Origin of the sequence: Saccharomonospora amisosensis (assembly GCF_011761185.1) — a bacterium.
In the GTDB taxonomy this organism is placed as follows: domain Bacteria; phylum Actinomycetota; class Actinomycetes; order Mycobacteriales; family Pseudonocardiaceae; genus Saccharomonospora_A; species Saccharomonospora_A amisosensis.
Genome location: NZ_JAAOYM010000001.1, coordinates 4,058,622 through 4,075,131, shown reverse-complemented (window position 1 = coordinate 4,075,131; position 16,510 = coordinate 4,058,622). Strand labels below are relative to the sequence as shown.

The window sequence follows — 16,510 nt, the reverse complement described above, 5'->3', positions numbered from 1 at the left end:
GGGGCGCGGAAGCGCACCCGATAAGGAAAAAATCCGCGTGCCGTTTGGAATTTGTGCTGCGTTGGTAATACCGTGTGCGCATGTCGGCCGGTGTGGCCGGGTAACAAGTAGTTCTTCTTGGAGGACTGGAATGGCCAACAAGGCCCAACTCATCGAAGCGCTCTCCGAGCGTTTGGGCGACAAGAAGGTCGCGTCGCAAGCTGTCGACAACCTCGTCGACATCATCATCCGTACGGTCAACAAGGGCGAGAAGGTCAACATCACCGGCTTCGGTGTGTTCGAGAAGCGCGCCAGGGCCGCCCGGACCGCGAGGAACCCACGCACCGGCGAGACCGTGCGTGTGAAGAAGACCAACGTTCCCGCTTTCCGCGCGGGTACGACCTTCAAGGACGTCGTGAGCGGCGCCAAGAAGCTGCCGAAGGCAACCACCAAGCGCGCCACCGCCACTCGGGCCACTGGCGCGAAGACGGCGACCACGCGGCCCTCGGCGACTCGCAGCACCACGACTCGTACGCGAGCGACGACGACGCGCGGCACCGCCTCCAGCCGCACGGCCACGAAGGCGGCACCGAGCAGGAGCACAGCCAAGAGCACGGCCACCAAGGCCGCGCCGAAGAGCACCACGAAGTCGACAGCGAGCAAGGCGGCGACCAAGTCGACGACGGCGAAGAAGTCTCCCGCCAAGACCACCAAGGCGGCGACCAAGGCCGCGCCGAAGAGCACCGCCAAGGCTTCCACCGCCAAGGCCTCGACGGCGAAGAAGACCACCGCCGCCAGGAAGAAGAAGTAGGCGTCCGCACACGACGCGACTACCTCTCGGCAGGGCCCCCGCGAACTCGTGGGGGCCCTGCCGCGTTCTGGGTGCCGGTGCTCAACCGCCCGCCGGAACGGGGGCGGGCAGCGGGCTCGGCAGGTAATGAGTGGCGACAAGCCGAGGTTCGCGGTCGGGCCCTAGGGCGAACGACAGCAGCCATACCGAGCCCTTCTTACTCGCCACCCCGTCCGCTTTCGTGGCGGGCAACACCACACCGTCCTGCTGGGCCAAGGCGTTCACCACGTCCGGGATCACACCACCCTGACTACACACAACGGGTGTGCCACCCGCCGCCACGATGTCGCGGAGTCGGCGCAGCCCAGTGGCGGGATCGGCCCAGTAGACCTCCTCCGACATCAGCGGTTCGTGTTCAACCTCCACACCCGCGTCCTCAGCCACCCCTCGCACCGTCTGGACGCAACGCAGGCGTGGCGCGGAGAGCACCCGATCCGGGCCGAAGCTTCGCAGCAGTACACGTAACGCCCGTGCCTGCCGCACTCCGGCTTCGGAAAGCGGGCGCAGGTCGTCGTCACCTGTCCACGCGTCGCGCTTACCCGCCTTGGCATGCCTGACGAGCAGCAGCGTCGTCAGCTCGGTGGGCAGGGCGGCAAACCGTGCGAGCACCTGCCTGTCGGTGTCGTAGTGCACCATCCTCGCGGCTTCCTCCTGGCGAAGCCAGCGCAGTTCGTCGACCTCGTCGTTCGGCGTGAATCGCCCGCAATTCGCCCTCGCGCTGAAATAGTCGACGACCTTGGTGGTGCCGCCCAAGTCGTATTCCACGCGGGTCAGGAATCGCCCCAATACGGCCTCGAAGCCGGTTTCCTCCCTCAGTTCCCGCACCGCGGCCACCGGAGCGGTCTCACCGGGATCGAGCTTTCCCTTGGGCAGGGACCAGTCGTCATAGCGGGGCCGATGCACCAGGGCGACCTCGACATGTCCGTGCGGACACCGGCGCCACAACACCGCACCCGCGGCTCGAACCCGTCCACTCACCCGGTCGCTCCGTGCTTGCGCAGCAACTCGACCTGGTGGTCGCGCACCGTCGTGCCGTCCGACGGGAACGGCAGCCACTCACCGGAGGAGCGCAGCACCCAGCATCGCGTGCTGGGGTCGAGCGCGGAGTTCAGCACGTCGTCGAGTTGGGCCGTCAACCGTGGGTCCTTCACCTGCACGAGTGCCTCGATCCTGCGGTCGAGGTTGCGGTGCATCATGTCGGCGCTACCGATCCAGTAGGCGTCCGTGCCACGGAAGTGGAAGATGCGCGAGTGCTCCAGGAAGCGGCCGAGGATCGAGCGCACGGAGATGTTGTCGCTCAGACCGGGCACACCGGGCTTCAGCGCGCAGATGCCACGCACGACGATGTCGACCTCGACACCCGCCTGCGACGCCCGGTACAGCCCGTCGATGATCTGCTCGTCGACAAGGGAGTTGCACTTGATTCGCACCCCCGCGGGCCTGCCCGCCCTCGCGGCCTCGATCTCGTCGCCGATGTATCTGAGGATGCCGCGACGGATACCGTTCGGGGAGATGAGGATGTTGCGGTAGGTCTGCTGCCGCGAGTAGCCGGTGAGGACGTTGAACAAGTCCGTCAGGTCCGCGCCGATGGCCGGATCGGCGGTCAGCAGCCCGACGTCCTCGTAGAGCCGCGCGGTTCTCGGGTTGTAGTTGCCAGTGCCGAGGTGGCAGTAGCGGCGGATCGTCGATCCCTCCTGGCGTACGACGAGAGCGACCTTGCAGTGGGTCTTCAGGCCCACGAGACCGTAGACTACGTGCACACCAGCGCGTTCCAGAGTGCGCGCCCATGTGATGTTTGCCTGCTCGTCGAACCGGGCTTTGATCTCCACGAGCGCGACGACCTGCTTGCCCGCCTCCGCGGCATCGATGAGCGCGTCGACTATCGGGGAGTCTCCCGACGTGCCGGACGTGCGGTACAGGGTCTGCTTGATCGCGAGCACCTTGTCGTCGGCCGCGGCCTGCTCGATGAAGCGCTGCACACTCGTGGAGAACGAGTCGTAGGGATGGTGCACGAGCACGTCGCCCTCCCGCAGCGTCGCGAACACGCTCTTCGGCGTCTCGCGCTCACCGAAGGCCGGATGGGTCGCCGGGACGAACGGGCGGTCCTTGAGTTCCTTGCGGTCCACCGAATGCAGCTGGAGTAGGCAGTTGAGGTCCAGCAGGCCTGGCACCTCCACCACGTCCTGCGGATCGACCTCCAGCTCACGCAGCAGCAGTTCGAGCATGTGCTCGCTCATGTCCTGCGCGACCTCCAGCCTCACCGGCGGCCCGAACCTGCGCTGCGCGAGCTCGCGCTCCAGCGCCTGCAGCAGGTCCTCGTCGCGGTCCTCCTCCACCTCGAAGTCGGCGTTGCGCGTGACACGGAACACGTGGTGTTCGATCACGTTCATGCCGCTGAACAACTCGCCGAGGTGGGCGGCGATGAGCTCCTCCAGCGGAAGGAAGGTCGCGGTCGCGTTGTCCTGCCGACGGTCTACCCGCACCAGTCTCGGCACGTTGTTGGGCACCTTCACCCTGGCGAAGCGTTCGGTGCCGTCCTCGGCGTCGCCGACCGTGACGGCCAGGTTCAGCGAAAGGCCGGAGATGTAGGGGAAGGGGTGCGCGGGGTCGACAGCGAGCGGGGTGAGTACGGGAAAGATCTGCTCGGTGAAGTAGGCCGACAGCCGGACGCGGTCGGCCTGTTCGAGCTGCGACCACCTCACGATCCGGATACCCTGCGCGGCGAGGGCGGGCCGCACCCCCCGCTCGAAGGCGAGCGTGTGCCGCTCCACTAGGTCCTTGTTGCGCTTGGCGATGTAGGAAAGCTGCTCGCGGGGTGTGAGCCCGTCGGCGCTGCGCACGGAAAGGCCGGTCTTCTCCCTGCGCTTGAGGCCCGCGACGCGAACCATGTAGAACTCATCCAAATTGGACGCGAAGATCGCGAGGAACTTGGCCCGTTCCAGTAGCGGCTGGGACTCGTCTTCGGCGAGCGCGAGCACCCTGGCGTTGAAGTCCTGCCACGAGAGTTCCCGGTTGAAGTAGCGATCGTCCGGCAGGGCGTCGGGGATCTGTGCTCCCCCTGTCGCGGCGGGCGGAGCGGAGGGCAGGTTGTGGATCTCCGAGGAGCGTCCGTTGCCGCTCGTCCTCGCGGGCGGTGGCGTCGTGGTGACCTGCCTGCGCGTTCCCGGTTCGTCGCCGCGCCGGCTCTCGTCGTTGCTCACACCCGCATTGTTCCCCACCCGGGCGAGTGCCGCGCATACCGAATTTTCGGTCCTGCCCATGTCAGCGGGGTCAGCGGGGCAACTGGGGGTCAGCGGGGTCAGTGGGGTCAGTGGGGTACGCACTCCCGCCCGAGCAGCGCGGCGGTGTGAGTGCCCAGCCCCAGCAGCCGGGCGTGCTCCAGGTCGGCGGGGGTGTCCACGTCGCCGCGCAGCGTGGGCACGGCCACCGTAAGTGGCACCGCTCCGGACTCCGCGTGCGCCCGCGCGGAGCCGCGGCCGAACCGGGGGTCGAGTGGCTGTCCCGGCGCGGACACCAGCAGCGTGGTGCCCGTGCCGTGCCGGTCGGCCGCGAAGCACCTGCGGTCACCGGCCTCGGCGAGTGCCGCGGCCAGTTCCTCGGCTCGAAGGGCGGGCAGATCGGCCTGTAAGGCGCCGACGGTGGCCCCCCGGTCGGAGACCCGCAGCAGGCGCTCCCCGGCGCGCAGCGCACCGTTGAGGCCCAGCGCGGCCTCTTCCCCGATGACTTCCACATCCAGATCCCGCAACGCGTCCAGCGTGGCTGGCGCCGAGCCGACCACGAGCACGCGCCTGACTCCCGCGCTCGCCGTGGCGGCCAGCAGAGTGTCGCGGGCGAGTGCCAGCACGAGCGCGGCGTGACGCCGCTCATCCCACGGGCCGTGCAGCGCGCCCCGCAACCGCGACTTGCCGCCCGCAGGAGGCTTCATCGGCACGATCAGGTCAACAGCCACGCCACCATCATGACCGAATCCCACGTCAACGCGCCCCTGCCCTTCCAACTACGGCAACCGACGCCTACGTCGGCTCCGGTACGGCTGTGGGATGATCGGCCGAGGTTTCGCGTGCGACGTGGAAGTATTCGGCAACGGACCGGAAAGGGACGGGAAGGGAGCAGCCTTGGCTGATCGGGAGAAGGGCGGCTTCTGGGTCGGGGCGGCCGCCGTGCTGTTCTACCCGCTGACCTGGCTGGGACGCAGTGTCTACCGTGGGGCGGAGCGCATTCCCAGACAGGGCCCTGCGCTGCTGGTCCTCAACCACGTCTCGCACCTCGACCCGGCCGTCGACGCGGTGTTCGTCCACCGTAACCGGCGGGTGCCCAGGTTCATGGCCAAGGAGAGCCTGACGAGGGTGCCGATCTTCGGCAAGATCCTGCTCGGTTCCGGCGGCATCCCGGTGTCGCGCGGCACCTCGGAGGCGGGCGACAGCCTCAAGGCCGCCCACGAGACGCTTCGCGAGGGCAAGGTGGTGGTCATCTATCCCGAAGGGACGATCACCAAGGACCCGCTCGGCTGGCCCAAGCGTTCCTACACCGGGGTTGCGCGGCTGGCACTGGAAAACGACGTTCCCGTGATCCCGGTCGCACGCTGGGGCACCCAGGACATCTGGAACGGCTACAGCAAGAAGTTCCGCCCGCTGCCCCGCAAGACCGTGGTGCATTCCGTCGGCGAGCCGGTGGACCTCTCGGCCTACCGCGAGAAGGACCGCAGCCCTGCCGTGCTCAGGGAGGTCACTGACCTGCTGATGGGGGAGGTGCTCGACCTGCTGGTCGAGATCCGTGGTGAGCGGCCGCCCGCCAAGCCCGCGGGCAACGGCTGAGCCGCGCAGGGGAAGCTTCGGATGTCTCCGGAATCTCAGCCAGTTCAGCCACAGGTGCGGCGGGTCACCGTCCTGGGGGCCGGCTCGTGGGGGACGACTTTCGCCAAGGTGCTCGCCGACGCGGGCCGCGATGTCACCATGTGGGCGCGCCGGCCCGAGGTCGCGGAGGAGATCAGCCAGCGGCACAGCAACGAGGCATACCTGCCTGGCATCACTTTGCCGGAACAGATCGGTGCCACTTCCGATCCCGCGAAGGCGCTCGAGGGAGCCGATGCGGTCGTGCTGGCCGTGCCGAGCCAGAGCTTGCGGGCGAACCTGGTGCGCTGGCGCGACCTGCTGCCGAAGGGCGCCATCCTCGTCAGTCTCGCCAAAGGTGTGGAGTTGGACACGCTGCTGCGGATGAGCGAGGTGATCAGCGAGATCGCCGGAGTGCCCTCCGGCGAGGTGGTCGCCGTGTCCGGACCCAACCTGGCAAGGGAGATCGCGCAGGGGCAGCCCGCGGCGGCGGTGCTCGCCTGCGCCGATCACGACAGGGCGGTGGCGATCCAGCAGGCCGCGTTCAACTCCTACTTCCGGCCCTACACCAACACCGATGTCGTCGGTTGTGAGCTGGCCGGCGCCTGCAAGAACGTGATCGCGCTCAGTTGCGGGATGGCGGCGGGACTGGGGTTCGGGGCCAACACGATGGCGACGCTCATCACTCGCGGGCTGGCCGAGATGGCGCGGCTGGGCGCGAAACTGGGAGCCGACCCGTTGACCTTCGCCGGGCTGGCGGGTGTGGGCGACCTGGTGGCGACCTGTTCCTCCCCGCTGTCACGCAACCGGACGTTCGGCGAGCGGGTGGGCAGAGGGGAGACCATCGAGGAGGCCAAGGCCGCGCAGGGCGGTCAGGTCGCGGAAGGCGTAGCCTCCTGCGTTTCCATCAGGGCGCTCGCCGCGCAGGTCGGCGTGGACATGCCGATCACCGAAGCGATGTACCGCGTGTGTCACGAAGGCTGCGCACCGGCGCGGGCCGGAGCGGAACTACTCGGCCGCCAACAGAAGCACGAGTGGTCCTAACCCCCCGCGAGTCCCCCGCTCCTGCCCGCGAGTCCCCCGCTCCTGCCCGCGAGTCCCCCGCTCCTGCCCGCGAGTCCCCCGCTCCTGCCCGCGAGTTCTGCGTTCCCGGTGCACCGTGTCCATGGACTGGAACCGGTTTGACGCGACCCACCGCCGCTGGTTGGCTCGCTGCCGTGTTGACCTACGTCGAGACCGCACACCGGGGCGCTGTCCGTCCCGGCAGGCTCGGCTGCGCGGCCTGTCCTTGTCGCTGTCGGTGACTGGCTACCACCGAACTTCGCCGCTCGACCTCCTCGCCGACAAGGAAACCCATGTTCGCCGTTCCCGAGAACACCATCGTGCCCGCCTCCGGTGCCGATGCCTCGCTGCGCCATCCGGTGCGCACCGCGCTGCAGTACGCCGCCAACCGGGACCGCTGGCGCGGGTTGCTGCGTTACGACCCCGCAGAGCGCTTCGCCGTACCGCTGGAACGTGACCACGAACAGGAGGTGTGGCTGCTGAGTTGGCTTCCCGGCCAGCTCGCCGAGCCGCACGACCACGGCCACACCACCGGCGCGTTCACCGTCGTTTGTGGGCGGCTCACCGAGACCGTCTACCACGCTGACCACGCCGATCCGGTCGCGCGCGTGCACCTGCTGTCAGCCGGGCAGTCGCGGGTGTTCGGCCCCGGGTACGTGCACCGCGTGAGCAACGAGGGGCCCGACCCCGTCATCAGCGTGCACGTCTACCGCGCCGGAGGCCGGATCGTGCGTCCCGCCACATGGCTGGGCACACCGGTCCCCGGCGGAACGTAGGTGGCGGGGACCGGGTCGCCGAACGTGGTTTGCACCGGCAGCACGCCCGCCCACGCGGTGCCGTCGGCGAGGTCGGCGGGCTCCTCGGTGGGCTCACCGCTTCGCTGCTTCACCGAAGCCTCCGTCAGGTCAAGCGCGAGCACGGCCACAGCGGCCAGTTCCTTGTCGTTCGGGTGGCGGGCATGTTGCCAGGAACCGGGCGAAAGGTGTTCGGTCAGCACTCGAAGCCCGTGCAGCTTGGCGCGTTCGTCGGTGACTGGGCGAGCCGTGCCGTGGATCACCGCGCTGCGGTAGTTCATCGAGTGATGCTGTAGCGACCGGGCGTAGACGATCGCGTCCAGGACCGTCACCGCCACGCACACGTCGGCCCCGCGCGCCGCACGCAGGTTCGCCGAACCCGTGGAGCCGTGCAGGTACAGCGTGTCCCCGTCGCGGCCGAACCCGGTGGGTACCACCACGGGCGAGCCGTCGAGTACGACACCGAGATGGCACACCAGCGCCTGGTCGAGCAGGGAGTACAGGGCCTGGCGGTCGTGCAGTGCCCTGTCGCGGTTGCGGGTCAGCGTGCTGCGTGTGGTCGGCGAGAGTGGTGGAAGGCTCGGCATGCGGCAAGTCTGCGACCCGGTAGTGGCATCATGGAATAGCCACACAGGAATTCGATCAGGAGGCCACTTGTTGGCGAGGGGTGACACCGCGCTGCCGGTCACGCTCGATCGGGACTCCGCCGTCCCGCTTGCCGTGCAACTCGCCGACGCGCTGCGGGAGTCCGCGTCCACGGGGCACCTGCGAGGCGGCGACCGGCTTCCTTCAACCAGGGCGCTCGCTGGAAGGCTGGGTGTGAGCCGGACCGTCACCTCCGCCGCATACGAGCAGCTGAACGCCGAAGGCTGGATCGTGGGCAGGCACGGTTCCGGCACCTACGTGACCACGTCGCCGCCGACCCCGGCCTCGCGGCGTGACCACCCGGTTCCCGACGACGAGCCCGCGTCGGATCTGCTCGTGCTCACGCCGGGCGTGCCGTGGGCCGACGGCATCGACCGGGCGGCATGGCGGCGCGCCTGGCGTGCCGCCGCCGACACCCCGCCGCTGTGGCGGGCACACCGCCGAGGGCTGCCGGAGTACCGCGGGGTGATCGCAGAGCATCTGCTGCGCCACCGTGGCCTCGACGCGGCTACCGACTCGGTGCTCGCCACCGGCGGCACCACGGCGGCCGTGGTCGAACTCGCCGCGGCCGTGCTGCGTCCTGGACAGCTTGTCGCCGTCGAGGAGCCCGGGTACCAGCGGGCGGTGCGGGCGTTTCGCGCTGCCGGGCTGCGGGTGGCACCGGTGCCCGTCGACTCGGAGGGCCTGCGCCCCGACACCGTCCCGCCAGGGGTCGCCGCGGTCTACTGCTCACCCGCACACCAGTACCCGATGGGCAGCAGGATGAGCGCGTCCCGGCGGGTGGAGTTGGTGGAGCGGGCTCGCGCGGAGGGTTTCCTCGTCGTCGAGGACGACTACGACGGCGAGCTTCGCTACGACGTCGCGCCGCTTCCACTGCTCGCCTCGCTCGCGCCGGACGTCGTTGTCCACCTCGGCACCACGAGCAAGATCCTCACACCTACGCTCGGCGCGGGCTGGATGGTCGCACCTGCCGGTGTCGCCTCCGCGATCCTGGACTACCGCGACGCGACCGGCACCAGGCCCTCGCCCGCGGGCCAGCGGGTGTTGGTGGAGCTGGCCAGGCACGGTGACCTCGGCAGGCACCTGCGCAGGCTGCGCAGGGAGCTCGCCGAGCGCAGGGCATTGCTCGTCGACGCGCTGAGGCGCGAGCGGGTGCCGGTGCTCGGCGACGACGCGGGCGCGCACCTGGTGGTGCCGGTCGGCTCGGCGGAGCAGGAACGGCGGCGACTGGCCGAAGGGCGAAGGTGTGGGCTCCTGCTCGACGGCCTGGCCAGGCACTTCGACGGCGAACCGAGCGCACACGGCATCGCGGTGGGCTACGCCGGATGTGACCAGGACACGTTGCGGAACGCGCTCGGGGTGCTCGTCGAGGTCCTGCGGCCGGTGCGGCGGTAGGGTGACCGGCCATGAGTAGCCGCAAGACGCGAGTGGCCGTCGTCTTCGGGGGCCGCAGCACCGAGCACACCATTTCCTGTGTGTCGGCGGGCAGCGTGCTGGCCAACCTGGACCCCGAACGTTTCGAGGTGGTGCCGGTCGGCATTACCCGCGCAGGCGGTTGGGTGCTCGGTACCAGCGACCCGGCGGCGCTGCGGATCCAGGGCAAGGAGCTGCCTTCGGTGGAGGGGGGCAAGTCCCTCGTGCTGGCGGGCGACCCGACCAACAAGGGGTTGGTGAGCCTCGAGCCAGGGCAGGAGGCCGAGGTGCTCGGCGGTGTCGACGTCGTCTTCCCCGTGCTGCACGGTGCGTTCGGCGAGGACGGCACCATCCAGGGCCTGCTCGAGCTGGCCGAGATCCCGTACGTGGGGGCGGGCGTACTGGCCAGCGCCGCGGCCATGGACAAGGAGTACGCCAAGAAGTTGCTGGCCGCGGAGGGCCTGCCGGTCGGCAGGTACGCGACCATCCGGCGTGGACAATCCACGCTGGACGAGGAGACCCGCGAGCGGCTGGGCCTTCCGGTGTTCGTGAAGCCCGCACGAGCGGGCTCCTCCATCGGTATCAGCAAGGTCACCGACTACAGCCGCTTCGACGAGGCGGTGGCGCTTGCCAGGAAGACCGACCCGAAGGTGCTCGTCGAGGCGGCGGTTGTGGGGCGTGAGGTTGAGTGCGGGGTGCTGGAGTTCCCCGACGGCAGGGTGGAGGCGTCGCTGCCCGCCGAGATCCGCGTGCTCGCCGAGGGTGAGGACGCCTGGTACGACTTCGAGACCAAGTACCTCGGCGAGGATGCCGAGCTGGACATTCCCGCGAAGCTGGACGACTCCGTTACGGAGCGGTTGCGTGCCCTTGCCGTGCGGGCGTTCCAGGCGCTGGACTGTCAGGGGCTGGCGCGGGTCGACTTCTTCGTCGGCAGCGACGGTGAGCTGACCATCAACGAGGTCAACACGATGCCAGGCTTCACCACCACGTCCGCCTACCCGAAGATGTGGGCGGTCACAGGGATGGACTACCCGACACTGCTGTCCACGCTGGTGGAGACCGCGCTCGCGCGCGGAACGGGCCTGCGCTGAACCCGGTGTCGTCGCCGCTCAGCCGAACCGCAGCGGCACGGCGGGCAGCGTGGCCGAGATCGTGTCGGAGATGTCCTGCAGTGGGCCCGTTCCCGCGTCGGCTGGCACGGTGAGCGCAGCGTAAACCTCGCGGTCGACGACGTACCAGGTGGCCGAGCCGTCGCCGGGGACCTCCAACCACTGCACACCGTTGATGACGCGCAGTGGCGAGGTCCGGATCAGCTCTCCTGGTCGGTCGAGCCCGCAACGTAGCACGATCGGGTTCGGCTGGCCCCACGCCAGTGTCGCGGGAGGGGCGGGTTCGGCGAGTTCGCGTCGCGGCAGCATCCGGCCCGCCGACTTGAGTGTGCGAGGTGCCGCGCGCACGAGTTCGGCGCACTGCGGGCTTTCGGCCTGCGGTGCGGGCACGGGTACCAGAGCAAGCGGGCCAACGTCACCGCCTTGCCCTTCCTCGTCGCCGTTGCTGGTGAGCCCGAACACCGCGACCGTCACCGCGAGTGCGGTGGCCAGGACCACGGCGGCGATGAGAAACGCCCTCGGAGGTGCGCCGGTCTCGGTCACGCCTCCACCACATCACACCGCCGCGGTAACACTCACAGGTGGACCACGGGGCAGGTCAGCGTGCGCGTGATGCCTTCGACGTTCTGCACCCTCGCCACGACGAGTTGCCCCAACTCGTCCACGTTGTCCGCCGCGGCACGCACGATCACGTCGTATGGCCCTGTCACGTCCTCCGAACTGGTGACGCCGGGGATGTTCGCGATCTCGGCGGCGACGGATGCCGCCTTCCCGACCTCGGTCTGAATGAGGATGTATGCGTGAACCACGGCGCGCCCCTTCGTCTGCGACGGTGTGCTCAGGATAGGAACGTTGGCAGCAACGTACCTCAGTGCAGCAACGATCGGATATCCGAGTAGTTGGCGCCCTGTGTAACAACGGAGGTGGGAGTGGACGGCAGCCCAACGCCGGGCGGGCAGACCGTCTCGGCGATCGGCGAGTTCGGGTTGATCCGTGAGGTCACGGCCGGGAGGGCACAGCCGTCGACCACGCTGCTCGGTCCTGGTGACGACGCGGCGGTCGTGGCGGCGCCCGACGGCAGGGTCGTCGTCACCACCGACACCCTTGTGCAGGGTGTGCATTTCCGGCTGGACTGGTCCAGCCCCGGCAACGTCGGTCGCAAGGCGGTGGCGGTCAACCTGGCCGACATCTGCGCGATGGGCGCGGTGGCGACCTCGGTGGTTGTGGGCCTGGCGTGCCCGCCCGAGACGCCGCTGTCGGTGGTGACCGAGTTGTTCGACGGCATCGCGGCGGAAGCGGAGCGGGCGCGCGTCGGCGTGGTCGGCGGAGACATGGTGAGCGGTAAGGAGATCGTGATCAGCATCACGGCGCTGGGCGACCTTGGCGGGCGGCCACCGGTCACCAGATCCGGCGCCAGGCCCGGTGACGTCCTCGCCCTCTGCGGCAGGCTCGGCTGGGCGGCCGCGGGACTCGCGGTGCTCGGACGTGGTTTCCGGTCGCCGGTGGGGGTGGTCAACGCCCAGCGCTACCCGGAACCGCCCTACGCGGCGGGTCCGCAGGCCGCGATCGCGGGCGCCACCTCGATGATCGACGTCTCCGACGGGCTGCTCGCCGACCTCGGGCATCTCGCGCGGGCGTCCGGCGTGGGGTTCGACGTGCGCACCGAACTGCTCACCGTCGCCCCGAAACTCGTGGATGTGGGCACCGCGCTCGGGGCAGACCCGCTGCACTGGGTGCTCACCGGTGGCGAGGATCACGCGCTGGCCGCGACATTCCCCTCCACCGTGGACCTGCCGCAGGGTTGGACGAGAATCGGTGCCACGCTGATGCCGGAAAGCGGTGTGACGGTGGACGGCGCGCCCTACGAACGGGAAACAGGTTGGGAACACTGGCGTTGATCCGGTTGGATGACTCGAAAGGCGCGGTGGCCCCACCGCGCCGACGCCGTGGGAGGAGCCGATGACCGGGTTGGACATCCGTACCGTGCCGTTCGACCACCCCGACGCGGTGAAGCTCATCAACGAGGTGCAGCAGGAGTACGTGACCCGCTACGGCGATCCGGATGTGACGCCCGTCGACGTGTCGGAGTTCGCGCCACCGAACGGGCTTTTCATCATCGGCTACCTCGAGGGCGCGCCGGTGGCGTGCGGCGGCTGGCGCGCGCATGAGGGACCCTCGCCCCAGTTCCTGCCCGGTGATGCGGAGCTGAAGCGCATGTACGTGGTGCCATCGGCCAGGGGGAGGGGACTTTCGCGGGTGCTGCTCGCGGAGTTGGAGCGCACCGCGGTGGACGCGGGCAGGAAGCGGGTGGTGCTGGAGACGGGCACCCGGCAGCCGGAGGCGATCGCTCTCTACCGCTCCAGCGGCTACACCGACATCGCCAAGTTCGGGCACTACCGTGACGACCCGTTGAGTGTCTGCCTCGCGAAGGGACTGTAGAGCGGCATGGCGATCTACGCGCTCGCGGAGTTGGAGCCGAGCATCCACCCCGATGCCTACGTTCATCCGGACGCGACAGTGATCGGTGACGTGCGCATCGCCGCGGGGGCGTCGGTGTGGCCGGGCACCGTACTGCGAGGGGACAACGGCTACATCGAGTTGGGTTCGCGCTCCAACGTGCAGGACGGCTGCGTGCTGCACTGCACACAACGCCACCCCACGATTCTCGGGGAGAACTCCGCGATCGGGCATTCGGTGCACGTCGAGGGCGCAACCATCGGTACCGGTTGCCTCATCGCATCGGGTTCGGTGGTGCTCAACGGGACCGTCGTCGAGGACGGCGGAATGGTCGGCGCGGGCGCGGTGCTGTCGTATGACTCACGGGTGCCGTCCGGCCACATCGCGCTCGGCGTGCCCGCCAAGACCAGACCCAACACGGCGTTCGGCCCGGAGCAGATCGCCGCCGTGGTGGATAGCTATGTCGCCAGGGCCAAGCGGTTCCGCGCCGAGTTGCGCAGGCTGGACTGAACGCCGTCGCCGACGGGAACGGGGAACTCGCGGGCAGGAGCGGGGGACTCGCGGGCAGGAGCGGGGGACTCGCGGGCAGGAGCGGGGGACTCGCGGGCAGGAGCGGGGGACTCGCGGGCAGGAGCGGGGGACTCGCGGAGGGCGTTCGGTTGGTTCCCTCGGGTGAGCTAAGCTCGCGTGCCGTGACCGCGCGACCGCTGCACGAAATCGTCGATCCCGGATGGGCAACCGCCCTCGAGCCCGTCGCTGACCGGATCGCGGCGATGGGGGAGTTCCTCCGCGCCGAGGTCGCCGAGGGCCGTACATATCTCCCCTCGGGAGAGAACATCCTGCGCGCGTTCAAACAGCCATTCGACGAGGTGCGTGCGCTGATCGTCGGGCAGGACCCCTATCCGACTCCCGGTCACCCGATCGGACTGTGTTTCGCGGTGGCGCCCGACGTTCGCCCGCTGCCGAAGAGCCTCGTCAACATCTTCAAGGAGTACTGCGACGATCTCGGGCACCCGCAGCCGTCCACCGGAGACCTCACCCCGTGGACCGAGCAGGGCGTGCTGCTGCTCAACCGGGCGCTCACCGTCCGGCCGGGTAAGCCCAACTCCCACCAGGGCAAGGGGTGGGAGGAGATCACCGAGCAGGCCATCACGGCGCTGGCCGCAAGGGACAAGCCGTTGGTGGCGATCCTGTGGGGTAGCAACGCGCGCAAGCTCAAGCCGTTGCTGGGTTCGGTGCCGTGCGTGGAGTCGGTGCACCCCAGCCCGTTGTCGGCGCACAACGGCTTCTTCGGCTCACGCCCGTTCAGCAGGACCAACGAGTTGCTGCGAAGCCAGAATGCCGAGCCGATCGACTGGAAGCTGCCCTGAATTCGATCCCGCCGCGCGACAAAATCGGCCCGGCGACCACGCGGGTCACCGGGCCGATTCTCGGAAGAACCTTCTTGAAAACCTGTGGCGTCAGCCCCGAACGACCTTGCCCGCCTTGATGCAGGAGGTGCACACGTTCAGGCGCTTCTTCTGGGAAAGCCCGACCTTCGCGTGCACGGTCTGGATGTTCGGGTTCCACCGGCGGTTGGTGCGCCGGTGAGAGTGCGAGACCGACTTGCCGAAGCCCGGCCCCTTGCCACAGACGTCGCACACGGCAGCCACGTCGAACACTCCTCGAAGAAATAGGTATCACGAACGTCCCGGCGAAGCCGGGCAACTCGAACAGGGTAACCGGTGCGTTCCCGGCTTCTACCGCCGGGTCGCTACCCTCGCGAGAAACCCTCGATCCAGCCATGGAGGATACGCGGTGCGGGCCTTGGATTCGGCGGCCGTGCGGGCATGGGCCGGTGCGTGCGTGTCGAGCCTCCAAGCGCTGCGGGAGGACATCGACGGCATCAACGTCTACCCGGTCGCCGACGCCGACACCGGGAGCAACCTGCTGCACACTCTCACGGCCGCGCACTCGGCGCTGGCCGCGCACGCCGAGCCCGACGGTGCCGGAGCGGCGCTCGACGTGCTCGCCAGAGCCGCGGTGCGCGCCGCACGGGGCAACTCCGGAACGATCATCTCGCAGGTGCTGCGCGGCATCGCCGAGTCGGCGGGTGAGGCGCGTGAGCTGGACGGGCCCGCGTTGGCGGCGGCACTGCGCAGAGCCGACGGGGTCGCGACGGGCGCGGTCGCTCGGCCGGTGGCGGGCACGATGCTCAGCGTGCTGCATGCCGCCGCCGCGGGCGCGGGTGAGGGTGACCTCGACGAGGTGGCCACCAGCGCGGCCAAAGCGGCGGCCGACGCGCTGGCACAGACTCCGAAGCAGCTCGCCGCCCTGGCCGTGGCGGGAGTTGTCGACGCGGGCGGGCGCGGGCTGCTTGCGGTACTCGACGCGCTCGCCCGTGTCGTCACCGGAGAAACGGTGGAGCCGGAGCACGTTCTCAACGCCGTCGCCGCGCCCGAGCAGGCGCCGCCGCGCGCGTGGGAGGTCATGTACCTGCTGTCCGGGATCGCCGACGAGGAGCTCCCCACGTTGCGCAGGGCGCTGTCGGGCCTCGGGGACAGCGTCACGGTGGCAGCCGACGGCGCGGGTGAGCACGCTGTGCACGTGCACTGTGCCGATATCGGCGCCGCCATCGAGGCGGGACTGCGACACGGCACGCCACACGACATCCGCGTCGAGCCGCTGATGAGTCCGGCACCCGCCGACAGCGGTGTGACGGGGGGCGAGCGTGCCGTGGTCGCCGTCGTGCACGGAGCCGCGCTCGCCGAACTGGTCGCCGCCGAAGGGGTCCCCGTGCTAGCTGTCGGCGACGGCCTGGAGCCCAGCGCCGAGGAACTTCTCGGGCTCGTCACCGAGACCGGCGCGAGGCACGTGACCGTGCTGCCCGGGGGCGTCGCGCTCACCTCGGCGGCCGAACGGATCTCCGGCCACCCCATGCTCGCCGATCTCGACGTCGTCGTGGTGCCGTGTGCCTCGCCGGTGCAGGTGCTTGCCGCGTTGGCGGTGCACGACCCGCGACGGCGCGCGGGCGCCGACGTGGTGGCGATGGCCGAGGCGGCCGCGGCCACTCACCGCGGCGACATCGCCGTCGCACAGCAGGAGTCGATCACCTGGGTGGGCAGGGCGCAGGCGGGCGATCTGGTGGGGTTGGTGGACGGCGAGGTCGTGCTGATCGAACCGGGCTCACGGGTCGCGGAGGCGGCGGTGGCGGTGCTGGAGCGGATGCTGGCCGTCGGCGGTGAGCTGGTGACGGTGCTGACCGGCGCCCAGGCACCGGAGGGTATCGCCGAGGTGATCGCCGAACGGCTGCACGCGATACACCCGGAAGTCGAACTGGTGTGCTATCCCGGTGGGCAGACGGACGCGCTGCTGCTGATGGGTGTGGAGTGA

General features: G+C 69.5%; 18 protein-coding genes. 11 read left to right on the top strand and 7 right to left on the bottom strand.

The window, feature by feature from the left end; all coding sequences use genetic code 11:
* Positions 1-130 precede the first annotated feature (130 nt).
* A complete protein-coding gene (locus FHU38_RS19805; protein WP_167173583.1) occupies positions 131-790 on the top strand; it encodes an HU family DNA-binding protein in 660 nt (219 codons plus the stop codon).
* A gap of 81 nt (positions 791-871) precedes the next feature.
* Here FHU38_RS19805 and FHU38_RS19800 read toward each other — a convergent pair whose 3' ends face one another.
* The 3 genes from FHU38_RS19800 to cofC are packed head-to-tail and all read right to left on the bottom strand — an operon-like array spanning position 872 to position 4,778.
* Positions 872-1,807 (bottom strand): NUDIX hydrolase, encoded by a 936-nt coding sequence (locus FHU38_RS19800; protein ID WP_167173581.1) that lies wholly within the window; start codon positions 1,805-1,807, stop codon positions 872-874.
* Positions 1,804-4,089, bottom strand: a complete 2,286-nt coding sequence (locus tag FHU38_RS19795) for an RNA degradosome polyphosphate kinase (RefSeq protein WP_208415747.1) — start codon at positions 4,087-4,089, stop codon at positions 1,804-1,806. The genes FHU38_RS19800 and FHU38_RS19795 overlap by 4 nt, the downstream gene beginning before the upstream one ends.
* Positions 4,090-4,136: 47 nt before the next feature.
* Positions 4,137-4,778: a 2-phospho-L-lactate guanylyltransferase gene (cofC, locus tag FHU38_RS19790; RefSeq protein ID WP_167173579.1), complete on the bottom strand. Its 642-nt coding sequence runs from the start codon at positions 4,776-4,778 to the stop codon at positions 4,137-4,139.
* Between the two features lie 166 nt (positions 4,779-4,944).
* On the opposite strand from cofC, the gene FHU38_RS19785 reads away from it, so the two are divergent.
* The 3 genes from FHU38_RS19785 to FHU38_RS19775 all read left to right on the top strand — a co-directional run bounded on the left by FHU38_RS19785 (position 4,945) and on the right by FHU38_RS19775 (position 7,496).
* Entirely contained in the window at positions 4,945-5,643 is a 699-nt protein-coding gene (locus FHU38_RS19785) for a lysophospholipid acyltransferase family protein (RefSeq protein WP_167173577.1), read from the top strand.
* 21 nt (positions 5,644-5,664) lie between these two features.
* The gene (locus FHU38_RS19780) at positions 5,665-6,702 is read left to right on the top strand and encodes an NAD(P)H-dependent glycerol-3-phosphate dehydrogenase (protein WP_167173575.1); all 1,038 of its coding nucleotides are present in this window, start codon (positions 5,665-5,667) and stop codon (positions 6,700-6,702) included.
* Positions 6,703-7,013: 311 nt separating this feature from the next.
* Entirely contained in the window at positions 7,014-7,496 is a 483-nt protein-coding gene (locus FHU38_RS19775) for a cysteine dioxygenase (protein ID WP_167173573.1), read from the top strand.
* Here the strand turns inward: FHU38_RS19775 and FHU38_RS19770 are convergent.
* A complete protein-coding gene (locus tag FHU38_RS19770) occupies positions 7,427-8,101 on the bottom strand; it encodes a pyridoxamine 5'-phosphate oxidase family protein (protein WP_167173571.1) in 675 nt (224 codons plus the stop codon). The two genes, FHU38_RS19775 and FHU38_RS19770, sit on opposite strands and share 70 nt — an antisense overlap.
* 70 nt (positions 8,102-8,171) lie before the next feature.
* Between FHU38_RS19770 and pdxR the strand changes: the two genes are divergently transcribed.
* Entirely contained in the window at positions 8,172-9,554 is a 1,383-nt protein-coding gene (gene pdxR / locus FHU38_RS19765) for a MocR-like pyridoxine biosynthesis transcription factor PdxR (RefSeq protein ID WP_167173569.1), read from the top strand.
* A gap of 11 nt (positions 9,555-9,565) precedes the next feature.
* Positions 9,566-10,663 (top strand): D-alanine--D-alanine ligase family protein, encoded by a 1,098-nt coding sequence (locus FHU38_RS19760; RefSeq protein ID WP_167173567.1) that lies wholly within the window; start codon positions 9,566-9,568, stop codon positions 10,661-10,663.
* 18 nt (positions 10,664-10,681) lie between these two features.
* On the opposite strand, the gene FHU38_RS19755 is transcribed toward FHU38_RS19760, so the two are convergent.
* Complete coding sequence (locus FHU38_RS19755) at positions 10,682-11,224, bottom strand: DUF3515 domain-containing protein (protein WP_167173565.1); 543 nt, start codon at positions 11,222-11,224, stop codon at positions 10,682-10,684.
* A gap of 32 nt (positions 11,225-11,256) precedes the next feature.
* On the bottom strand, positions 11,257-11,490 hold the full coding sequence (locus FHU38_RS19750; protein ID WP_009152960.1) for an Lrp/AsnC family transcriptional regulator: 234 nt from the start codon (positions 11,488-11,490) through the stop codon (positions 11,257-11,259).
* A gap of 120 nt (positions 11,491-11,610) precedes the next feature.
* Between FHU38_RS19750 and FHU38_RS19745 the strand changes: the two genes are divergently transcribed.
* From FHU38_RS19745 to FHU38_RS19730, 4 genes are all read left to right on the top strand, one after another.
* The gene (locus FHU38_RS19745) at positions 11,611-12,579 is read left to right on the top strand and encodes a thiamine-phosphate kinase (protein WP_167173563.1); all 969 of its coding nucleotides are present in this window, start codon (positions 11,611-11,613) and stop codon (positions 12,577-12,579) included.
* A gap of 70 nt (positions 12,580-12,649) precedes the next feature.
* Positions 12,650-13,120 (top strand): GNAT family N-acetyltransferase, encoded by a 471-nt coding sequence (locus tag FHU38_RS19740; protein WP_167176326.1) that lies wholly within the window; start codon positions 12,650-12,652, stop codon positions 13,118-13,120.
* A gap of 6 nt (positions 13,121-13,126) precedes the next feature.
* Positions 13,127-13,648: a gamma carbonic anhydrase family protein gene (locus FHU38_RS19735; RefSeq protein WP_167173561.1), complete on the top strand. Its 522-nt coding sequence runs from the start codon at positions 13,127-13,129 to the stop codon at positions 13,646-13,648.
* 182 nt (positions 13,649-13,830) lie between these two features.
* Complete coding sequence (locus FHU38_RS19730; RefSeq protein WP_167173559.1) at positions 13,831-14,508, top strand: uracil-DNA glycosylase; 678 nt, start codon at positions 13,831-13,833, stop codon at positions 14,506-14,508.
* Positions 14,509-14,598: 90 nt separating this feature from the next.
* On the opposite strand, the gene rpmB is transcribed toward FHU38_RS19730, so the two are convergent.
* Entirely contained in the window at positions 14,599-14,790 is a 192-nt protein-coding gene (rpmB, locus tag FHU38_RS19725) for a 50S ribosomal protein L28 (protein ID WP_009152965.1), read from the bottom strand.
* Between the two features lie 145 nt (positions 14,791-14,935).
* Here rpmB and FHU38_RS19720 point away from each other — a divergent pair, with 145 nt between their 5' ends.
* A complete protein-coding gene (locus FHU38_RS19720; protein WP_167173557.1) occupies positions 14,936-16,510 on the top strand; it encodes a DAK2 domain-containing protein in 1,575 nt (524 codons plus the stop codon).